Annotated in this window: 17 protein-coding genes; 10 read left to right on the top strand and 7 right to left on the bottom strand. The window is 45.7% G+C overall.

Translation table 11 applies throughout. The features are described from left to right. The first annotated feature begins 2 nt into the window (after positions 1–2). On the top strand, positions 3–1,304 hold the full coding sequence (locus tag B0180_RS07705) for an FAD-dependent oxidoreductase (protein ID WP_078256396.1): 1,302 nt from the start codon (positions 3–5) through the stop codon (positions 1,302–1,304). A 27-nt stretch (positions 1,305–1,331) separates the two neighbouring features. Here B0180_RS07705 and B0180_RS07700 read toward each other — a convergent pair whose 3' ends face one another. Beyond that, positions 1,332–2,246: a LysO family transporter gene (locus B0180_RS07700; RefSeq protein WP_078256395.1), complete on the bottom strand. Its 915-nt coding sequence runs from the start codon at positions 2,244–2,246 to the stop codon at positions 1,332–1,334. Positions 2,247–2,470: 224 nt separating this feature from the next. Between B0180_RS07700 and rpiA the strand changes: the two genes are divergently transcribed. Then, positions 2,471–3,136: a ribose-5-phosphate isomerase RpiA gene (gene rpiA, locus B0180_RS07695; protein ID WP_078256394.1), complete on the top strand. Its 666-nt coding sequence runs from the start codon at positions 2,471–2,473 to the stop codon at positions 3,134–3,136. Positions 3,137–3,184: 48 nt separating this feature from the next. Here the strand turns inward: rpiA and B0180_RS07690 are convergent, their stop codons facing one another. The 3 genes from B0180_RS07690 to folE all read right to left on the bottom strand — a co-directional run bounded on the left by B0180_RS07690 (position 3,185) and on the right by folE (position 7,393). Continuing rightward, positions 3,185–4,714, bottom strand: coding sequence for an MFS transporter (locus B0180_RS07690; protein WP_078256393.1), 1,530 nt, complete (start codon positions 4,712–4,714; stop codon positions 3,185–3,187). Between the two features lie 276 nt (positions 4,715–4,990). Then, the gene (locus B0180_RS07685) at positions 4,991–6,619 is read right to left on the bottom strand and encodes a phospholipase D family protein (protein ID WP_078256392.1); all 1,629 of its coding nucleotides are present in this window, start codon (positions 6,617–6,619) and stop codon (positions 4,991–4,993) included. A 168-nt stretch (positions 6,620–6,787) separates the two neighbouring features. Next, complete coding sequence (folE, locus tag B0180_RS07680) at positions 6,788–7,393, bottom strand: GTP cyclohydrolase I FolE (RefSeq protein WP_078256391.1); 606 nt, start codon at positions 7,391–7,393, stop codon at positions 6,788–6,790. A gap of 210 nt (positions 7,394–7,603) precedes the next feature. On the opposite strand from folE, the gene B0180_RS07675 reads away from it, so the two are divergent. From B0180_RS07675 to B0180_RS07655, 5 genes are all read left to right on the top strand, one after another. Next, positions 7,604–8,425, top strand: a complete 822-nt coding sequence (locus B0180_RS07675; RefSeq protein WP_078256390.1) for an enoyl-ACP reductase FabI — start codon at positions 7,604–7,606, stop codon at positions 8,423–8,425. A 124-nt stretch (positions 8,426–8,549) separates the two neighbouring features. Continuing rightward, positions 8,550–9,230 (top strand): ribulose-phosphate 3-epimerase, encoded by a 681-nt coding sequence (gene rpe, locus B0180_RS07670; protein ID WP_078256389.1) that lies wholly within the window; start codon positions 8,550–8,552, stop codon positions 9,228–9,230. Further along, complete coding sequence (locus B0180_RS07665) at positions 9,227–9,583, top strand: hypothetical protein (RefSeq protein ID WP_078256388.1); 357 nt, start codon at positions 9,227–9,229, stop codon at positions 9,581–9,583. Before rpe ends, B0180_RS07665 begins: the two co-directional genes overlap by 4 nt. Next, the gene (locus tag B0180_RS07660) at positions 9,583–9,885 is read left to right on the top strand and encodes a hypothetical protein (protein WP_078256387.1); all 303 of its coding nucleotides are present in this window, start codon (positions 9,583–9,585) and stop codon (positions 9,883–9,885) included. The genes B0180_RS07665 and B0180_RS07660 overlap by 1 nt, the downstream gene beginning before the upstream one ends. A 67-nt stretch (positions 9,886–9,952) precedes the next feature. Beyond that, positions 9,953–10,639: a hypothetical protein gene (locus tag B0180_RS07655; RefSeq protein WP_078256474.1), complete on the top strand. Its 687-nt coding sequence runs from the start codon at positions 9,953–9,955 to the stop codon at positions 10,637–10,639. 87 nt (positions 10,640–10,726) lie between these two features. On the opposite strand, the gene B0180_RS07650 is transcribed toward B0180_RS07655, so the two are convergent. Further along, a complete protein-coding gene (locus B0180_RS07650; protein WP_078256386.1) occupies positions 10,727–11,320 on the bottom strand; it encodes a 5-formyltetrahydrofolate cyclo-ligase in 594 nt (197 codons plus the stop codon). A 156-nt stretch (positions 11,321–11,476) separates the two neighbouring features. Here B0180_RS07650 and fumC point away from each other — a divergent pair, with 156 nt between their 5' ends. From fumC to B0180_RS07635, 3 genes are all read left to right on the top strand, one after another. After that, positions 11,477–12,865 (top strand): class II fumarate hydratase, encoded by a 1,389-nt coding sequence (gene fumC / locus B0180_RS07645; protein ID WP_078256385.1) that lies wholly within the window; start codon positions 11,477–11,479, stop codon positions 12,863–12,865. Between the two features lie 106 nt (positions 12,866–12,971). Then, entirely contained in the window at positions 12,972–14,735 is a 1,764-nt protein-coding gene (cydD, locus tag B0180_RS07640) for a thiol reductant ABC exporter subunit CydD (RefSeq protein WP_078256384.1), read from the top strand. Beyond that, entirely contained in the window at positions 14,722–16,452 is a 1,731-nt protein-coding gene (locus B0180_RS07635; RefSeq protein WP_078256473.1) for an amino acid ABC transporter ATP-binding/permease protein, read from the top strand. Before cydD ends, B0180_RS07635 begins: the two co-directional genes overlap by 14 nt. A 4-nt stretch (positions 16,453–16,456) precedes the next feature. Here B0180_RS07635 and B0180_RS07630 read toward each other — a convergent pair whose 3' ends face one another. Further along, the gene (locus tag B0180_RS07630) at positions 16,457–17,617 is read right to left on the bottom strand and encodes a glycosyltransferase (protein ID WP_078256383.1); all 1,161 of its coding nucleotides are present in this window, start codon (positions 17,615–17,617) and stop codon (positions 16,457–16,459) included. Positions 17,618–17,636: 19 nt separating this feature from the next. Continuing rightward, positions 17,637–18,137: a peroxiredoxin gene (locus B0180_RS07625; protein WP_078256382.1), complete on the bottom strand. Its 501-nt coding sequence runs from the start codon at positions 18,135–18,137 to the stop codon at positions 17,637–17,639. Positions 18,138–18,156: the final 19 nt, after the last annotated feature.

Below are 18,156 nucleotides of genomic sequence, written 5' to 3'. Positions count from 1 at the left end.
TTATGACTGTTCAAAATCATCCATCAGGCGAGCTGCCAATTTCAGTGACTGATCCAAACTCCCAAGCCAAGCATTATGATGTTGCTATTATTGGTGCTGGCACTGTGGGCATGCTCTGTGCCATCTTACTTGCCCAAAGAGGCTATCAGGTCATTATTTTGGATAATAAGCCTGCCCCTAGCCAGGCGTCTTTTGATCTTAGGCTGGCTCAGCGAGATGCTAGAGTATACGCGCTCAATCGTAGCAGTATAGATTTATTCAAAAGTGCCGATGTATGGGATGGCATCACCAGACGTGCTGACTATGACCAAATGCGCGTGTGGGCGCGAGATGATTTTGGTGAGCTGATTTTTGAAGATGAACGAGCTTTTGAAAATATCATGCTTGGCTCCATGGTTGAGCCTTCGGTGTTGGATGAGGCACTGTGGCGCCGCGCCCAAGCGTGTGACAATTTAACTTTAAAATACGAGATTAGCTTGGCGGCTCATGGCATGGCTTTTGATGAGATGTCTGACGGTGTGTGCATACGTTATCAAGCCGATAATCAAGCTAAAATGGTAAAAGCCAAGCTGCTGCTCGGGGCAGACGGTCGCGCGTCTTTGGTGCGCCGAGAAATGGGGATTGGGATTGATAAGCTTGATTACCACCAAAAAGCCATCTGCTGCGCTATCCGAACCGATCAGCCGCATGATAATACAGCGCGTCAAGTGATGCTACCAACAGGCACTTTGGCACTATTGCCCATCGCTGATCTCAATCAACAGGATCAAGGGCGGTGGCAGTCGATCGTATGGACCTTGCCTGAGCAGATCGCAGAGGCATATTTGAGCGACTACCATCAAAATCCTAAGAGTCTCATAGATAGGCTGGCGTTAGCAAGTGGTTATGTGCTTGGGGATATTCATGAGGTGCAGTCGGTTGCTAGTTTTCCACTGTCTGCGCAAAGTGCCAAACGCTATCATAAGGGCTTGATAGCGCTGATGGGCGATGCCGCGCATGGGGTGCATCCATTAGCAGGGCAGGGGCTGAATTTGGGCTTATCCGATGTGAAGGCGCTGATTACATTGATAGATGAGTACCGCACCAAAAATTTACCCTTAAGCGCACGTTTATTGGGTGATTATGAACGTGCGGTCAAAGGGCATAATTCGGTGATGATGCACAGCTTTTCTATGATTAATTTTGCTTATGCGTCGGCGCTTAGCGACATTCCTATGATACGCTATGCGCGCAGTGAGATTGTCAAGGCAATTTCCAAGTCGCCATCGGTGATGCGCCTGCTGATCGAGCGAGCCAATCGCTAAGCGGCTGGGCTTGGTGTACCTGACAGGTTACCCAAATGAGCTAAATAGCACCATCAGCACAGGCGAGACGATATTAGTAATAAATCCAAAACTGATGACCATGGGCATGATGTGGGTACCACCTGCCTGCAAGATGGTCGGCAATGTAAAATCAAGACTGGTCACACCGCCTAAGCCGACGCCTGCGGAAGTAGAGTAGCGCATGACCCACGGAATAAAAATCAAGGCTATCACTTCGCGAGCCAGATCATTGAGCAGGGCGACGCTGCCCCATACCGCCCCATAAGCATCTGTCATAATCGTGCCTGAAAGTGAGTACCAGCCATACCCAGACGCCAAAGCCAAACCCTGCATGAGCGTGACTTCATCAAATAGCAGTGCAAACACTGCCCCTGATAAGGTCGTGCATAGCATAAATATGGCGCTTATTTTTAAGCCCTGTTTATTCACCAAAGCCTGCTTTAAGGTAATGCCTGAGCCTTTTAGGCTGACACCCACCAAAAATAATAACGCCATTAACAGCACGGTCGTAGTCTTATCAGGTGGTATCAACTGGGCTGGCAAAAACTTGGCAACGACGAACCCGATCGCTAGGCAGATCAGCTGCACCAAACTGCCCCTTAGGCTGATTTTTGGTTTGTTGGTTAAAGATGCCTGATTTTTAGGCTGATTTTTTAGCGAATATTTATCAAATATGCCAAGACTGATCAGCCCAGCCCCGATCGTTAGCACGACCAATGTACTCAGATATTTGGCAATATCACCAACTTTTTGTGCTAAGTCTTCCACCAATCCTAGCTCAATACCAATCACAATCAAAATCAAATATACCAAATAATTGAGCGCCCGCTCGCTGGCAGCGACCCTTTTTTGTGATGTGGGCAGTGCAAACCCAACAAACATTGGGCTTAGAATCAGCAATAGTGTGATGATGCCTTGCATCCAATCCCCCAAATTTATCAAAGCAAAAATAAACCGGCATTGTAACATTTTCGTCAATCATTTTGGCGATTATCCACCGTATTTTGATTAATCCCCATGTTAATGTGATTTTGGGTATAAAATGGGCGGTTGAGAATCGGTGAAAATGCTTGGATTGGTAAAAAGTGGTTTAGTTTTTGGCGACTTTGGCGTAAAATTAAGTAAATTTTTATTGGGGAAATACGATGACCGCAACCGATCCAAAACTTGCTCAAAAACAAGCCGCTGCCAAAGCTGCATTAAGCCATATCGAAGATGGTATGATTTTGGGCGTGGGTACAGGCAGTACAGTCAATTGCTTGATCGAGCTGCTACCGCAAGTGCGCATCAAAGGTGCAGTGACCAGCTCTCAAGTCACCGAAGATAAATTAAAAGCTTTGGGTATCGAGATTTATGATTTGAATCAAGTGGGGGTTTTGGATCTGTACATTGATGGCGCTGATGAGATTGACGCACAGGGCAATATGATCAAGGGTGGCGGCGGCGCACTGACGCGCGAAAAAATCGTCGCGGCTGCTTCAAAGCGCTTTATTTGTATGGTAGATGACTCAAAAATCGTCGATAAACTGGGCAGATTTCCTGTTGCGATCGAAGTTTTACCTCAGGCGCGCTCTTATGTAGCGCGTGAGTTGGTGGCGATGGGCGGCGATCCTGTGTATCGCGAAGGATTTGTAACTGATTATGGCAATGTCATCTTAGATACATATGACCTTGACATCACCGATGCGGCTAAGATGGAGGCTGTCTTAAATAATATTGTAGGCGTGGTCTGTCATGGCGTATTTGCAGCGCAGTCGGCGCATCTGATGCTAAAAGCCAGTGACCAAGGTGTGGAAACTGTTAACTTTTAATGATCATTCATAAAAACACCGCATGGTCTGAGCCATGCGGTGTTTTTTTTAGCGACTCATATCAAAGTCGGTGCGAGGAATGTAGTAGATATAAAAACTCATGAACATCATCAGCAGTGATAGTGAGACGATAAAAATCACGGGGGCAAAAGCTGCATAAACTGAGGCTGAATTCAGAACAAAAGGCAACAAACCACCGACAAGTGCGATAACAACATTATGGATGACACCGACAATTGTTAAGCGAATCTTAACAGAAAATAAGCGCACAACAATCGAAGGAATAGCGCCAATGATGCCTGAAGCAAACCCAAACAGGGCAAAGAATATCAAAGCATAGTCACCGCCATCACGCAGATGATTGAAAAACAAAGCCGCTTGCATTGCTAAAAATAAGCTACCAAAAGTCAGTACAATCCCAGGATTGAGCCTATCCACCAAGACACCGAATATCAGGCAGCCAATTGCCATAAATAAAATCGCAAGCAAATTACCAAACCACAAAACAGTTTCAGAAACTCGGAAGCTGTCATCAACCAAATCCGTCAATAAAATTGGGGTAAAGATTAATAAGCTTACCACAATACTGACCAAAATCACGGCAGTCACAATGCTGACGAGCATATTTTTATTGCAAATAATTTGAAAAAATGACACCGATGATTTGGCAAAGCTGGTCAATTTTGAGGCAAAGCGCATCACTGGTGCGACTGCGCGCTGATCTATTCCGCTGATTTTGGGTGGCGGCGTCATTGAGTTTGAATTTGCGTTGTCATGCGGCAGCGTCGTATCTTGAGAAAGCTCAAATTCAGTTGTAGGCAGATCGTTAATCTGCTGTATTTGTGAGTCAGTCAAGGTGGACAGACCCACGGTACTGAGCATTGAGTCGTTCTCATGATTTGATGGCGTTTGAGATTGCGCCGCTAAGAAAATGGGCGTCTCTTGCAGATATCTGTATGACGCCAAGATCAATACCAAGCTTAATAGACCACCACAAATAAATGGAATGCGCCAACCAAAGCTCATCATCTGTCCCAAAGTCAATGCGCCATCTAGCCAGTTAATTAATACAATCAAAGCAATCAAAGACAGTGTGCAGCCTGATAAGACCGTACCGCAACCTGCGCCCATAAAGCGCGTTGGCAGATGTTCGGTGACATACACCCAAACGCTTGGCATGATGCCACCAATGGCAAGACTTTGGATCACTCGGGCGATAATAAAGAGAACAGGCGCGATTAAGCCAATTTGGCTATACTGTGGCAATAGCCCAATTAATAAAGTAAATACCGCCACACCCAGTATGCTGATAAACAGTGCAGGCTTGCGACCTTTGGTGTCGCCATAGCGCCCAATCAGCAGTCCACCTAAGGGTCTGGCAATATAGCCTGCCGCAAATAGCCCAAATAGCTGAAGACGAGAAAGCCATGTGTGCTCTGTATCGCCAAAAAAAATGTTTAGCAATAAGTCAGATAAGTATAAAAAAATCGCAAAGTCAAAAAAAGCCACACCGGCGATGAGACTTGCAATGATAATGGCACTGAAATGGCGCTGACTGAGTAGTTGGCTGGCTGGCATGATATTCTTCTCGCTAAATACTGATCAAACAGCACGTTTGACAGCACAAAGTATAAATAATACCTTGCAAATCTGATGCTTTAAGCGTCACCGGCGGCATCAAAAATAGCAAAAGTAGACACGCTGAGCGTCCATAAAGCGTTCAGTGCTCAAGGGTATTTTACAAATAAAACCTACAAAACACCAGTGTTATTTATACAATTTAGAACCAAACATCCATTTAAATAAGGTATTTTAACACATTCTGTAATAAAGGTCGTTACTTGATAAGTCAGATTAAAGTAGCCAATCTATCGGCATCAATCCAGCCAACCAGATGATAATGCGATCTTTATGATCCATGTGCGGCTCACTCTCTAAAATGACTGGCTTGCCATTTTCGGTGGTGTGCCAATTGATATTGCCTTGGGAGTCAAGTTTTAGTTCGTAGGCTTGATGGCTAATGGCTTCGCTATTGCTTAGGGCGTTGTGCAGCTGATCTGCCAATTTGCCATCTTTAATAAGTACGCCAAGCTCGGTATTGATATTAGCTGAGCGTGGATCGACATTATATGAGCCAATGAATACCTGATCATCATCCACCGCAAAGGCTTTGGCATGTAGGCTGGTGGTACTGTGCTGGCGTGTACGCCAAAAACGATTTTCATTGGCTTGGACGCTTTGGGCGCTAGACTTGATTTCAAAAAGTCGCACGCCTGCCGCCAGTAGCTGTTTTCGCCAGTGCGCATAGCCTGCATGCACAATACCGACATCGGTGGCATCAAATGAATTGGTCAAAATATTCACCTCGACCCCCATTTTGGCAAGTGCGGTCAGAGTCTCTACACCGTCCTTAGTGGGGACAAAATAAGATGAAATGATGCTAAGTTTTTTACTTGGCTGACCCAATCGCGCTTGCAGCTGCGACACCAAAAAATCATTAGGCTCTGAGCGACCGTTTAGTTTGACGACATTGTCTACCATCAAATCAATCTGCGTCCAAAAAAATGGCACTTGACGAGTCAGCAAGTCTTGTCCGATGGTCGAATTTTGCATGGCTTGACGATAAGTGCGCAGCTCTCGCTCGGCATCTGAACTGTCTTTGATTTTTTCAAGCTCATCAAATACCACAGGTTTGATGCCGTTAGCGTCGTCTTTGTTGTCATGCTTGACGAGCGTTTCGATATCAAAGGATAATGATGACGCCCAATATGTCTCAAAGCTTTCCGTGATTTTACCGACGACATGACCGACCAACATCACATCCAAATCAGCAAAATTATTGACCGGTGCATTATTTAGGTATTCATTACCAATATTGCGACCGCCTATGACGCTGATTTTATTATCAAATGTCATGCTTTTATTGTGCATCCGTCGATTGCTGCGTACAGGATGTAACACATAGTTTAAGCTGCGAACACCGCGATAATTCATTGGATTGATTAATCTGACGGCAATATTTGGATGCTCTGAAATGCGTAGAAGTAGCTGATCAAGTTCAGGTGAGCTATTAAAATCATCAAGCAGCAATCGGACAATCACGCCGCGATCGGCAGCTTCCCACAGATCTTTGAGCATCAGCTGACCGGCTTCATCGTTGTGCCAAATGTAGTATTGAATATCGATGGATTGGTTTGCCATGTCTGTCAGGGTGCTGCGCGCCGCAAAAGCGTTAGCCCCTGTTGCAATCGGATAGTATCCTGATTGATGGGGGTGGTTGTGGCTTTGGGCGTTGATGGCTGAGATAAGCCCGCCTGAGCTGCCGCCATCTTTGACCATTTGATGACGCTCTTGGACCTGTTTGGTTAATGCTAAGCTTTTTGGCAAGTGGGGCGTCTCGGGCAAACTTTTGCAGCCAACAAGGAGTGTTAGCATGACACTAGGGATGCCGATAATAAACACAGAGCGAAAATAATGAATCATGAATCAAAAAAGGCTGTCAATTTGCTTTATCATAGCAAATTTATCCCAAAAAAGAAGTGATTTATCAAAATTAATCAAATAAAAAACCTTCTCTTCAGAGGATTTAGGTGAGAAGGTTTGGATCGCTGGTTTGTTTGGTCAAGCCTAAGGCTCAAGCTTCAACCAAATTTAACCAAAAGCGGGCGCTCGGCGAGGGATGGCATCCAAAAATTCACGGCGGGCATCATGATTGGAGGTAAATTCGCCCAACATACTGGTGGTGCGTGTGGTGGACTGCTGCTTGCCGACACCACGCATCATCATACACATATGACTGGCATCCATGATGACTGCCACGCCACGGCAACCTGTCAGCTCCTCAATGGCACTGGCGACTTGCTTGGTCAAGTTTTCTTGAATTTGTAGGCGACGAGCATACATATCAACGATGCGCGCTACTTTGGAGAGTCCCAATACCTTGCCATCTGGCAGATAGCCCACATGGGCAACGCCATAAAAAGGCAGCAGATGATGTTCGCACAGCGAATAAAATTCGATATTTTGTACCAAAACCAGTTCAGGGTTGTCAGAATCAAAGACAGCGTTATTAGCCACAGTTGCCAAGTCCTGATGATAGCCACGAGTCAGATAACCAAACGCCTTGGCAGCACGCATCGGCGTGTCAATCAGCCCATCACGGGTCAAATCTTCTCCTGCTGAGGAGATGATTTGGGCATAATGCTTAGACAGGGTTTCGTAATCGTGGATGAAGTTCACGGTATCAGAATTTGACATGATTTTAAGCGTCTATTAAAAAAATGCATAGCTTACCATAAAATGACGATTGATTTAACAAAAAACTTATTTTTTCATCACTTTTTGGGTATTTACTAATGATTTAGACGATTTGGTGATTGATATTAAGTTTACATTTGTACTAATTTTATCCCACATTCTAAAATTCCATGCTATAATGGCAAAAATTTCTATCAAAAGGATAAAGTCATGCTACTAAAAGGTCAGCGTTTTGTGGTGACTGGCATTGCCAGTAAATTATCAATTGCTTGGGCGATCGCTGAGAGTCTGCATCGTGAGGGGGCGGAGCTGATTTTGACCTATCCTAATGACAAGATCAAAAAGCGTGTGGATATGGCGGCAGAAGCGTTTGGCGCGGTGGCGGTGATTGAGTGTGATGTTGGTTCAGATGAGTCGATTCAAGCCTGTTTTGATGAAGTCGCCAAGCATTGGGGGGCAGGTGACGATAAAGGGATCAATGGCATCGTGCATGCCATCGGCTTTGCGCCGGCTGATCAGCTTGACGGCGATTTTACAAATGCGACAACTCGTGAGGGTAGCCAAATCGCCCATGATATTTCAAGCTACAGTTTTGTGGCACTTGCCAAAGCAGGGCGTGAATTGCTTGCTGCGCGCCAAGGCTCTTTGTTAACTTTGACTTATGAAGGCAGTATTTCTGTATTACCAAATTATAATGTGATGGGCATGGCCAAAGCAAGCTTGGAAGCTTCGGTACGCTATTTGGCATCATCACTGGGTGCAGAGGGCATCCGTGTTAATGCCATCAGCGCAGGCCCTATCCGAACGCTTGCCGCCAGTGGGATCAAGTCTTTCCGCCGTATGCTTGATGTCAGCGAAAAAATCGCCCCACTTCAGCGCAATGTCAGCCAAGAAGAGGTGGGTAACGCTGCACTGTTTTTGCTATCACCTTGGGCAAGTGGCATTACTGGTGAGATTTTGTTTGTGGATGCAGGCTTTAACACCGTTGCCATCAGCGAACAGATCATGATGATGGCAGGCGACAGCGAATAAACTGACCTTAAGCGCTTTTAACAAAGTTAAATATGGGTCAAATCGTGTCAATGGTATCAAACATTGGCACAAAAATCCGATTTTTGGTATGATACGCCATACCATTAAATTATCGAGAGTGATTATGACCCAGCCTTTTTTGATTGCCCCATCAATTTTGTCTGCTGATTTTGCACGGCTTGGAGAGGATGTTAAACAGGTTCTTGAAGCTGGTGCGGATGTTGTGCATTTTGATGTGATGGACAACCACTATGTGCCGAATTTGACTTTTGGTTCGATGATTTGTCAAGCATTGAAGGACTATGGCATCCGTGCGCCCATTGACGTGCATTTGATGGTCAAGCCAGTTGATGGCATGATTGAGCAGTTTTTGAAGGCAGGCGCTGACATTATCACCTTTCACCCCGAAGCCAGCGAGCACATAGACAGAAGTCTTCAGCTGATCAAAGATGGCGGCGCCAAATGTGGTTTGGTTTTTAACCCTGCGACGCCTTTATATTATTTGGATCATACTTTAGATAAAGTGGATCAGATTTTGCTGATGAGCGTAAACCCAGGTTTTGGCGGTCAAAAGTTCATTGATGCGACACTGGATAAATTGGCAACGGTGCGTCAAATGATTGATGATAGCGGTCGAGACATTCGCCTGGAAGTTGACGGCGGTGTGAATGTGGCAAATATTCGCGCCATTGCTGAGGCGGGCGCTGATATGTTCGTGGCAGGATCGGCGATTTTTAATCAGCCTGATTATAAGGCTGTGATTGATTCCATGCGTGATGAGCTGTCAAAGGTGAATCGATCATGACCACACCGCACCATCAAGCCCCATCTACGCATCATAACGCCTCAAAGCCTAATAAAAAACCTGCTGGCGTCGTACCCATGGGTTTTACCATAGGACTGTGTTTGGCAAGCTTGATACTGAGCTTAGCAGGCTATGGATTTCGATTGATGTTTGGCGATGAGCTGTCTGTGGTATTGCGTCATGCTGCTGTCGTTGTCCCTGTATTTGTGATCGGTATTCCACTGATAACTTGGCTTGGCGCGACTGGGCTTAATAAACTGGGTAAAACCAATATCCATCCTAGAAATGCTTGGACTTTTGGTTGGCTGCTGTCGACGGTGGCGCTGTTATCCATCATGGGGGTGTATAGCTGATGCTCTCTAAGCTGATCCCTGACGCCATCACGCCAAAAGACATTCCCAAAGGCTTGATTTTATTGCTCATCGTGGCTTGCTTGCTGGTGGGTTTATCGGGGCTTCGATATGGCGGCTTGGAAGGGTGGCTGCATGTTTTTGAAAATTGGCTTGTGGCTTTGGTGATGATTCCTGCCTTGACCGCGCTGATCTCGATGCCGCTAAAGTGGCGCGATGATACTTTTGATGTGCGCATGGCTTATTATTTAGGTATGTTTGTTGCGCTGTTATTTATGTTGGCAAAGCTGCGCTACTGGCGATGACTTGAAAACTGTTCAAATGATGCCATATACCAAGATAGACGAAAATAATGATGAGATGGCAATCATAATGACAAATCAAATTTCACAAACCATTGAAAATTGGCAAACGATGAGCATTGCAGAATGTTTATCGTTTGTTGATGATTTGATATTCCATGCCTCTGACGAAGAAGAAACGTTAGCGATTTTGCATGAGCTGTTTTTTCAAGAAGTCAATGGGCGCGGTGATGAGACGCTGATTGATGCGCTGGCTTCAGCCATTTCTCAGTTTATGGATCCTGCCACCGTCGAAGAGCTTGCACGGCAGGTAGAGCAGACACTGGGCGTGGATTTATCCAAATTATCAAAGCTTGCGCGTGGTCAGCGATCACAGGCGCAGGAATCTGATGGTGAGCCCGTGAAGTGGCGTAAGCGTCAGCAGCAGGATGAAGAAGGCTTGGATGCCAATGAGAGTGCCGAACAGTCGCAGCGCGCCACCAAATCAAAATCAAGAAAGTCCAAAGAAGAGTTTGTCCAAGAAACTTTGCTTGAGTTTATAGAAGAGCCTTCAGGGGCTATGATCTTGCGTGAAGTAGGTAATGATGAGCCTTTGGTAAGCATTGCTTTTTCAGATCAAGTCAAAGACATGCTTGGCGCGGACGCTAGGGTGGTTGGACAAGCGATGATCCATGCTGCCATCGCAAGCGTGGTGCAGCGACAAAGTAATTTTTGGCACGCGCATGTGTATGACGAAGAACCGGCGCATTACAGCTGATAGATTTTGGATTCATTAAGAGGTTAAATACGGTGTATTTACCTCTTTTTATTTTGGTTGTTTGCGGTAAATTATGATGATTTATTATTATAGCCGTATCAGCCTTTGATCGGTGATGATAAGATCTACCGACATATCCCAAGGCTGCTTGGGCAACTGATCGACAACTTGAAACTCATAACACCAAGCGATTTTTAGGCAGTTTTTGGTCTTGGCAAATGTGCGGTCGTAGTAGCCACCGCCCATCCCAAGGCGCACACCCTCAAGATCAACCGCCACCAAAGGACAGATGATGGCATCCATATGATTGGCGGACAGTGTCAGTCTTGACACAGGTTCGTACATGCCCAAGCGATGCTTTTTTAAGGGTGTTTTACTGATCGACCCCATGATTGGGGCGAATTTTAGGGGTTTATTTGGTGTGGTGATGGGTAGATAAGCCTGATAACCAAGCTTTTGGCAAAACTTGGTAATGACAAAGGTTGGCAGCTCGCCAAACCCATCCAAATAAACCCCAATGTTAGCATTCTTTGGTAAGAGCGGGATCAGTTTATATAAGAATCTGGCGGCCAAGAAAGCGGATTGGCAGCGCTTGGATTGGCTAAGCGATCGTCTTTGAGCGCGCATGCGTTTGCGCAAATCCATGGGGGAAAAATCAGCGTGGCAATCGGTCTTGGTCATCGTGTTTATATTTAGTAATGATTATTATTTGCTATTGAATCAAAAAGGAACTGATGGTATGCTAAACCTGATCATCATTTCATTTAGTAAAGTAGCGAAGATGAGCACACAGATCCATCTTAAGCTGCTTTTATCAAAAAATCAATGGAGTAAATTATGACAACACGTATCGAAAAAGATACCATGGGGGAAATTGCCGTACCTGCTGAGGCTTATTGGGGCGCCCAAACTGAACGCAGCCGCCAAAATTTTCGTATTGGCGGTGAAAGACTGCCTGAGCCTTTGATCCATGCGATGGCTACGGTTAAAAAAGCAGCCGCCATCACCAATGCTGAACTCGGTCGCATCACTGATGAGCAATCGCAGCTGATTGTACAGGCGTGTGATGAGGTTTTGGCAGGCAAGCTTAATGATCAATTTCCGCTTGTGGTGTGGCAAACTGGCTCAGGCACCCAGTCTAATATGAACATGAATGAAGTCATCGCCAATCGCGCTAATGAAATTGCTGGTAATCCCAAGGGTAGCTACCAGCCCATCCATCCTAACGATCATGTCAATCATGCCCAATCAACCAACGACAGCTTTCCGACCGCCATTCGAGTGGCTGCTGCTCTACAGATGAATCAGAAGCTTGTGCCAGCGATCAAAAATTTGCGTCAAACACTGGCACAAAAATCAGCTGATTTTGATGATATCATTAAGATTGGGCGTACGCATTTGCAAGATGCCACCCCGCTGACTTTGGGTCAAGAGTTCAGCGGCTATGTCATGCAGCTGGATTATGCTTTGGTGCGTATCGAGGCGGCATTGAATGGTCTTTGTCAGTTGCCACTAGGCGGCACAGCGGTAGGGACAGGGCTGAACAGCCATCCTGATTATGCCGTAAAAGTAGCCAAAACTTTGGCAGAACTGACCAGTCTTGACTTTATCACAGCCCCTAATAAATTTGAGGCTTTGGCAGCGCGCGATGCTGAAGTGTTTGCTTCAGGGGCGCTAAAAACTTTGGCAGCAAGTCTGAATAAAATTGCCAATGATGTCCGCTGGCTGGCATCAGGTCCACGCTGCGGTCTGGGCGAGCTGAGCATTCCTGAAAATGAGCCTGGCTCATCCATCATGCCTGGTAAAGTCAATCCAACCCAGTGCGAGGCGATGACGATGGTCGTCACCCAAGTCTTTGGCAATGACACGACCATCTCAATGGCGGGCGCTTCTGGGAATTTTGAATTAAACGTTTATATGCCTGTGATCGGATATAATTTATTACAGTCAATTCGCCTATTAACGGACGCCATGAATAGCTTTAATGAGCATTGCGCGGTAGGGATTGAGCCAATCCGTGAAAAAATTGACCATTATTTACATCATTCTTTGATGTTGGTTACGGCGCTTAATCGTCATATCGGCTATGAAAATGCCGCCAAAGTCGCCAAAACCGCTTTCAAAAACAATCAGTCTCTAAAACAGACTGCCGCCGAGCTTAACTTATTGACCGAAGCGGAATTTGATGAGCTTGTGCGTCCAGAGCAGATGGTCGCACCCAAATAAGCCTTGGATGCTCAGACACCGCCAGTGATTTGGCGGTGTTTTTGGTTGAAAAAAAGCTGTAATTTGGCGATAATAGCCCATTTATCCATCATCATATGCCATCATCATGACCACCACACAAGCCCATCTTAAAAAACCAAAAAAGCCACGGCGTTCACAAGCCGATATCGCCGCTAATCAGTTTTTAAAGTCTGTTTTTCGCCCTGCAAAAAAGCAGCTGACTTTGGCGTGGCTTTGTGATGTGGTCAGCTTGCTATTATTTATGGTGCAGGCGTGGATTTTGGTGATGATTTTTGATGGTTGGCTTTTGCCATTCATTCCGACATTATCCCAGCATCAAGCGATGGCGATTGAGGCTTTGGGGGTGTATTTGGCGGCTTTATTTGCGGTGATGGTGCTGCGCGCATTGATTGGTTATGCCAAAGATGTGTTGCTAACGCGCATCGGCGTGCAGGCTGCCAGTGAGGTGCGTCAGCGGTTATTAATGAAGTTGGGTGAAATGGGCCCTGCCAGACGATTTTTTGGCTCTGATGGTGCATTGGCAAGTAAGATCATTGATGAGCCTGAGCACCTGATCGGTTATGCCCGTTTTGAGATTCAAAAGCGTACCGCGGTGAGCACCCCCATCTTATTGGCAATTTGTGTCAGCTTTTTTAGCAAAATGTCGGCAGTCATTTTATTGGCGACGGCGCCACTGGTGCCAATTTTTATGGCAATGATTGGTGTGGCAACAGCTCGTAAAAGTCGTGAACAGATGGATGCGATGGCACAGCTTGGTGGGCGATTTTTTGATTGGATACGCGGTGTGAATACATTATCGCGTCTGGGCGCGGTTGATATCGCTGTGGCAGATATTGATATCAGTAGCGACAATTACCGCAAAAAAACCATGGCGGTGCTACGCATTGCGTTTTTGAATAGTGCGGTGCTTGAGTTTTTATCAGCTCTATCCATTGCGCTTGTGGCGGTTTATTTGGGTTTTGGATTGATTGGAATTTTACCTTGGCAATCTGGTGTTGTCATGACCACTTACAGTTCAGCTTTGATGATTTTATTATTGGTGCCTGAGTTTTATGCGCCGCTTCGCCGCTTGGGCGCTGAGTATCATGTCAAGGGTCAAGCGGTCGGCGCCGCCAAGGAGATGGTGGGCATACTTGATTTTAAAAATAGCAAAACCGAGCTTCGCCAGGTGGATTTGGTAGGACAAGTGGGATTTTGTTTCAGGCAAGTGGCTGCCTTTGGTGATGATGGGCGAGTGAGATTGGCTCCGACGACACTTCAGTTTGAAGCAGGCAAATCAACATTATTGAAAGGAGAAAGTGGCGCTGGTAAATCGACGCTTCTACAGATATTATTGGGATTTGGGCAATATACTGGCGTGGTCGAGGTATATGATGATCAGGGGCGGTATCGCTATGATACGCTAGATATGGCGTATCTTAGACGGCAATTTGGTTATTTGGCACAAATGCCAGCGCTGTTACCCATCAGTATTCGCGATAATTTGATATTAGCGAAATCTGATGCGACTGATGATGAGCTGGTTAATGTATTGGATGCGGTTGGTTTGTGGTCTTTGATCCGAGATTTGCCCGAGCAGATGGATACCATACTTGGTGAGCGGGGCGGTGGCTTGTCAGGTGGGCAGGCGCATCGACTTGCCATTGCGCAGCTTCTACTTCAAGATGCCAAAGTATGGCTGCTTGATGAGCCGACGGAGCATCTAGATAGCGAGACTGCCTTGGTGATAAAAGATTTATTAAAACGCTTATCAGCGGAGCGGACGGTCATCTGGATCACTCATGATCAGAGCGCTGATATCACCTTTGATGATGTCCATCATTTGGGAGCTTATGATGAAACCAAATAAACCATTTAGGCTTCATGAACTCATCAGTACCCAAATTTGGGTATGGATCTTGGCTTGGCTCTTAGGACTTGTGACTGTTTGGTCGGTCTTGGGCTTATCGATGGTTTCAGGATGGTTTGTGACCATGTCAGCTGTGGCAGGCTTAGTTGCAGTAGGCACTCATACGTTTAATTATATGATGCCGGCAGCCATCATTCGTACCTTTGCCATTGCGCGCACCTTATCTCGCTATGGTGATTTGATGGTATCGCATCATGCTGTCTTTGGGCTTTTAAAGGATTTGCGCGTTAGATTTTTTGGTGCTTGGGCAAATTTAGATTATAAAGCTCGCAATCTTCAAGGGCAATCCAGCAGCCAAAAAATGCATCGCCTTGTCAAAGACATTGATGTTTTGGATGAATTTGTTTTACGCTTTATATCGCCTTGGATGATGGCAATCGGTGCGGCGCTTTTGGTGGCTGGCGTGACGATGCTACTGTTGCCTAGAGCATGGTTTGGGCTGGTGCCGATTGGCTTGGCGATATTAATTGCTGTTTTGGTGGTATATCGCGGCATTGATTTGGCGCATCGCGAGAGCGCGCTACTTGAAACTCGTAAATCCAAGCTGCTAGACACCTTGCCTGCGCTGACATCTTTGCTGATTTGGCATCGCTGGGAGACGCACATACACCAGCTGAGCGATTTGGATGCTCAGCAGACCAAAATTACCTTGTCATCACATCGTCTGCGCCGAATCGGTATCTTGGGAGTGCAAGTGGCGCTGGCACTGGCAGCGGTGTTGATGCTTTGGGGGATGGGCGAGTTTTTTGGACAGGCTGACATCATTGCTTTTAGCGTTCAGACATTGAATGATTATCCGATGATAAGTTCGGCAGTGGCGCTGGCGGTATTTTTAGGTTTGATGGGGCTGGGTGAATTTATCCAAAACTTAATTGCTGAGCCATTGGCTTTGGGGCGCAGTCAGGTCGCTAAGCAGCGGCTGAACGAGATGCTTGGTAGCCAAAGTGATACCCCTAAAGTCAATCTTGATCAAATTGTCAATCAGCATGACAATTTGACTTTGCAGCTTGATCATGCCGTTGTGAGAGCGCCAAAAGCCATCATCAGCGCTCACATTCATCATGCCAAGATCAGCTCTGATACACCTTGCTTGATTGTAGGTCCTTCAGGTTCTGGCAAATCCACTTTGTTGCATACGCTTGCCCAAGAACATGATCTGATCTCAGGCGATATTTGGTTATGCACTAACGCCAAGCGCTATCCTTGGCAGTCAGTTGATTTTGGTCAATCGCTTGGATTTTTAGGGCAGGTAGTTGATATTTTTGATCAAACGCTTGCGGATAATCTGCGCTTAGGTAAGCCAAATGCGACTGATGATGAGCTTATAGCGGTTCTTAAGAAAGTCAATTTATTAACTTGGCTAAATAATCAACCTAAAGGTCTGGCAACTCGTCTTGGAGAATATGGTATGGCTGTGTCGGGTGGGCAGGCGCGGCGTATCGCCTTGGCTCGGCTTTTATTGACGCCAAAAGCGGTCATGATGCTAGATGAGCCTTTTGCAGGCTTAGACCCAGAGACGCGCCGCGAAGTATGGTCAAGCCTGATTGATGCCCAAAAATCCGGTGATATCGGTCTATTATTAATCTGCACCCACCAGCTGTGGCAGGAGATGGGCGAGGTTCAGGTCATCAGAATCGAAGGTGAGGGTCAAATTTAAGTTATCACTCTGTGCTTTGATTGACTAAGTCTTGATAAACTTGAATCGTATTATCGACCATGTCATCAATTTCGTAAGCGTGCGTCATGGCGGGCGGGATTGGGTTTGATAATAAAAACTTAACACTTTTGCACAGCATGATCGCGGTTTGTTCTTTGACCAGTCCTTGGGGGTATAGGTCTCCTAGAATATCAGCAAAAGCACCTTTGGCCCAACCAATCACGGGCGTCCCCAAGTGAATGGCTTGAAGCGATGTCATGCCAATACTCTCAGGTCGATTAGCAAGCGCCAGTACGATATTGGCTGACGACAGCCATTCACGCATGTCGGGTGGATTTTTACCGACAAAAGACACGCGATCCTGCAGACCCAAAGTGTGTAGCCGCTGGACAAAATCCTCATAAAACACACACTGATGAATGCGCGTCGTAGGATCGTCATCCATGATAATTGCGTGAATTTTTGGAAATTTTTCTTGTAAATTTCCTAAAATATCGATCAGCCATTCTTGACCGTATTCTGGACCGATCGGTGTTGGAAAAACCAACCATTTTTTGTGTTCAAGCTCAGGAAATTGAGCAAAGGTTTGATGCAGCCAATGCACGGATGAGTGATGGCGATACGGATATTTTCGGACATCTACCCCGCGCGGCACACAAATGATATCAGGCAACTTGATGGATTTATCGATTTTTTCTGGTTTTATTTTTTCAAAAATTTTATTAAAATGTTTATCAATACTTCTGGATGCGCTGATCAGCAAATCGGCATTAAACAGTGCTTTTGAATAAGAATTTAAAGGATAAAACCCATATAAGCTTGAAATAATTTTGGGTCTTTTGTCATTTGCAAAAGGGCGCAGCGCCCAATACAGCACCCAAGCAGGCGTGCGAGAATGCACATGAATGATATCGGGCTGATGTGTTTCAATGATCCGCCGAAGCGTGAAGGTGTGCATGAGTGCCCACCAGCTTTTTTTGGGCATGGGCAGACGGTAATATGTTGCGCCATCACGCACAAGCCGCACAACAAGCTCGCTATCGGTTGGTGCACTGCCAATGATAATGGACTCATGACCAGCCTTGATGAGCGCATGAGAAATGGGATAAATGCCGCGTTCGGACTCATCGTGCTTGAGCGAAGATGACAGCTGAAGAACTTTCATACACTGATCATCTGATGCGTCAATGAGCCTGATTTTCAATAAAATCTAAAATTTTATCAACATGCTCTTTGGCTTTGACATTACGAAAACTGCCAATCATCTCACCGTTTTTGTTATACACAAAGGTAGAGCGCACCACGCCAAGATGAGTTTTACCGTACATCATTTTTTCTTTGATGACGTCATAGTGTTGGCACAGTTTTTCGTCGGTATCACTGATCAAATCAATAGATAAAGCTTTTTTATTGATGAAATTTTGATGAGATTTGACGCCATCTCGTGATACGCCAAGAATGCAAAATCCTAAGGATTCAAGCTTGGCTTTGTGTTCGCTAAAATCTATCGCCTGAATAGAGCAGCCTTGCGTGTTATCTTTGGGATAAAAATACAAAATTAGACCTTGATTGCTTTGTTTGAGTAGTTCATCAAGTTGCACCGAAGTGGCTTCTTGGGTATCGGCTGCCACCATGACCAACTCAAAACTTGGTAGTGCGATAGTTTCATTAGAATTTTTTAGCATTGATTATCTCGATATCTTT

The organism is Moraxella canis, assembly GCF_002014965.1.
GTDB lineage: Bacteria > Pseudomonadota > Gammaproteobacteria > Pseudomonadales > Moraxellaceae > Moraxella > Moraxella canis.
Note: the sequence above shows the minus strand (reverse complement) of the source record. Positions and strands in the feature narration are given on the sequence as shown.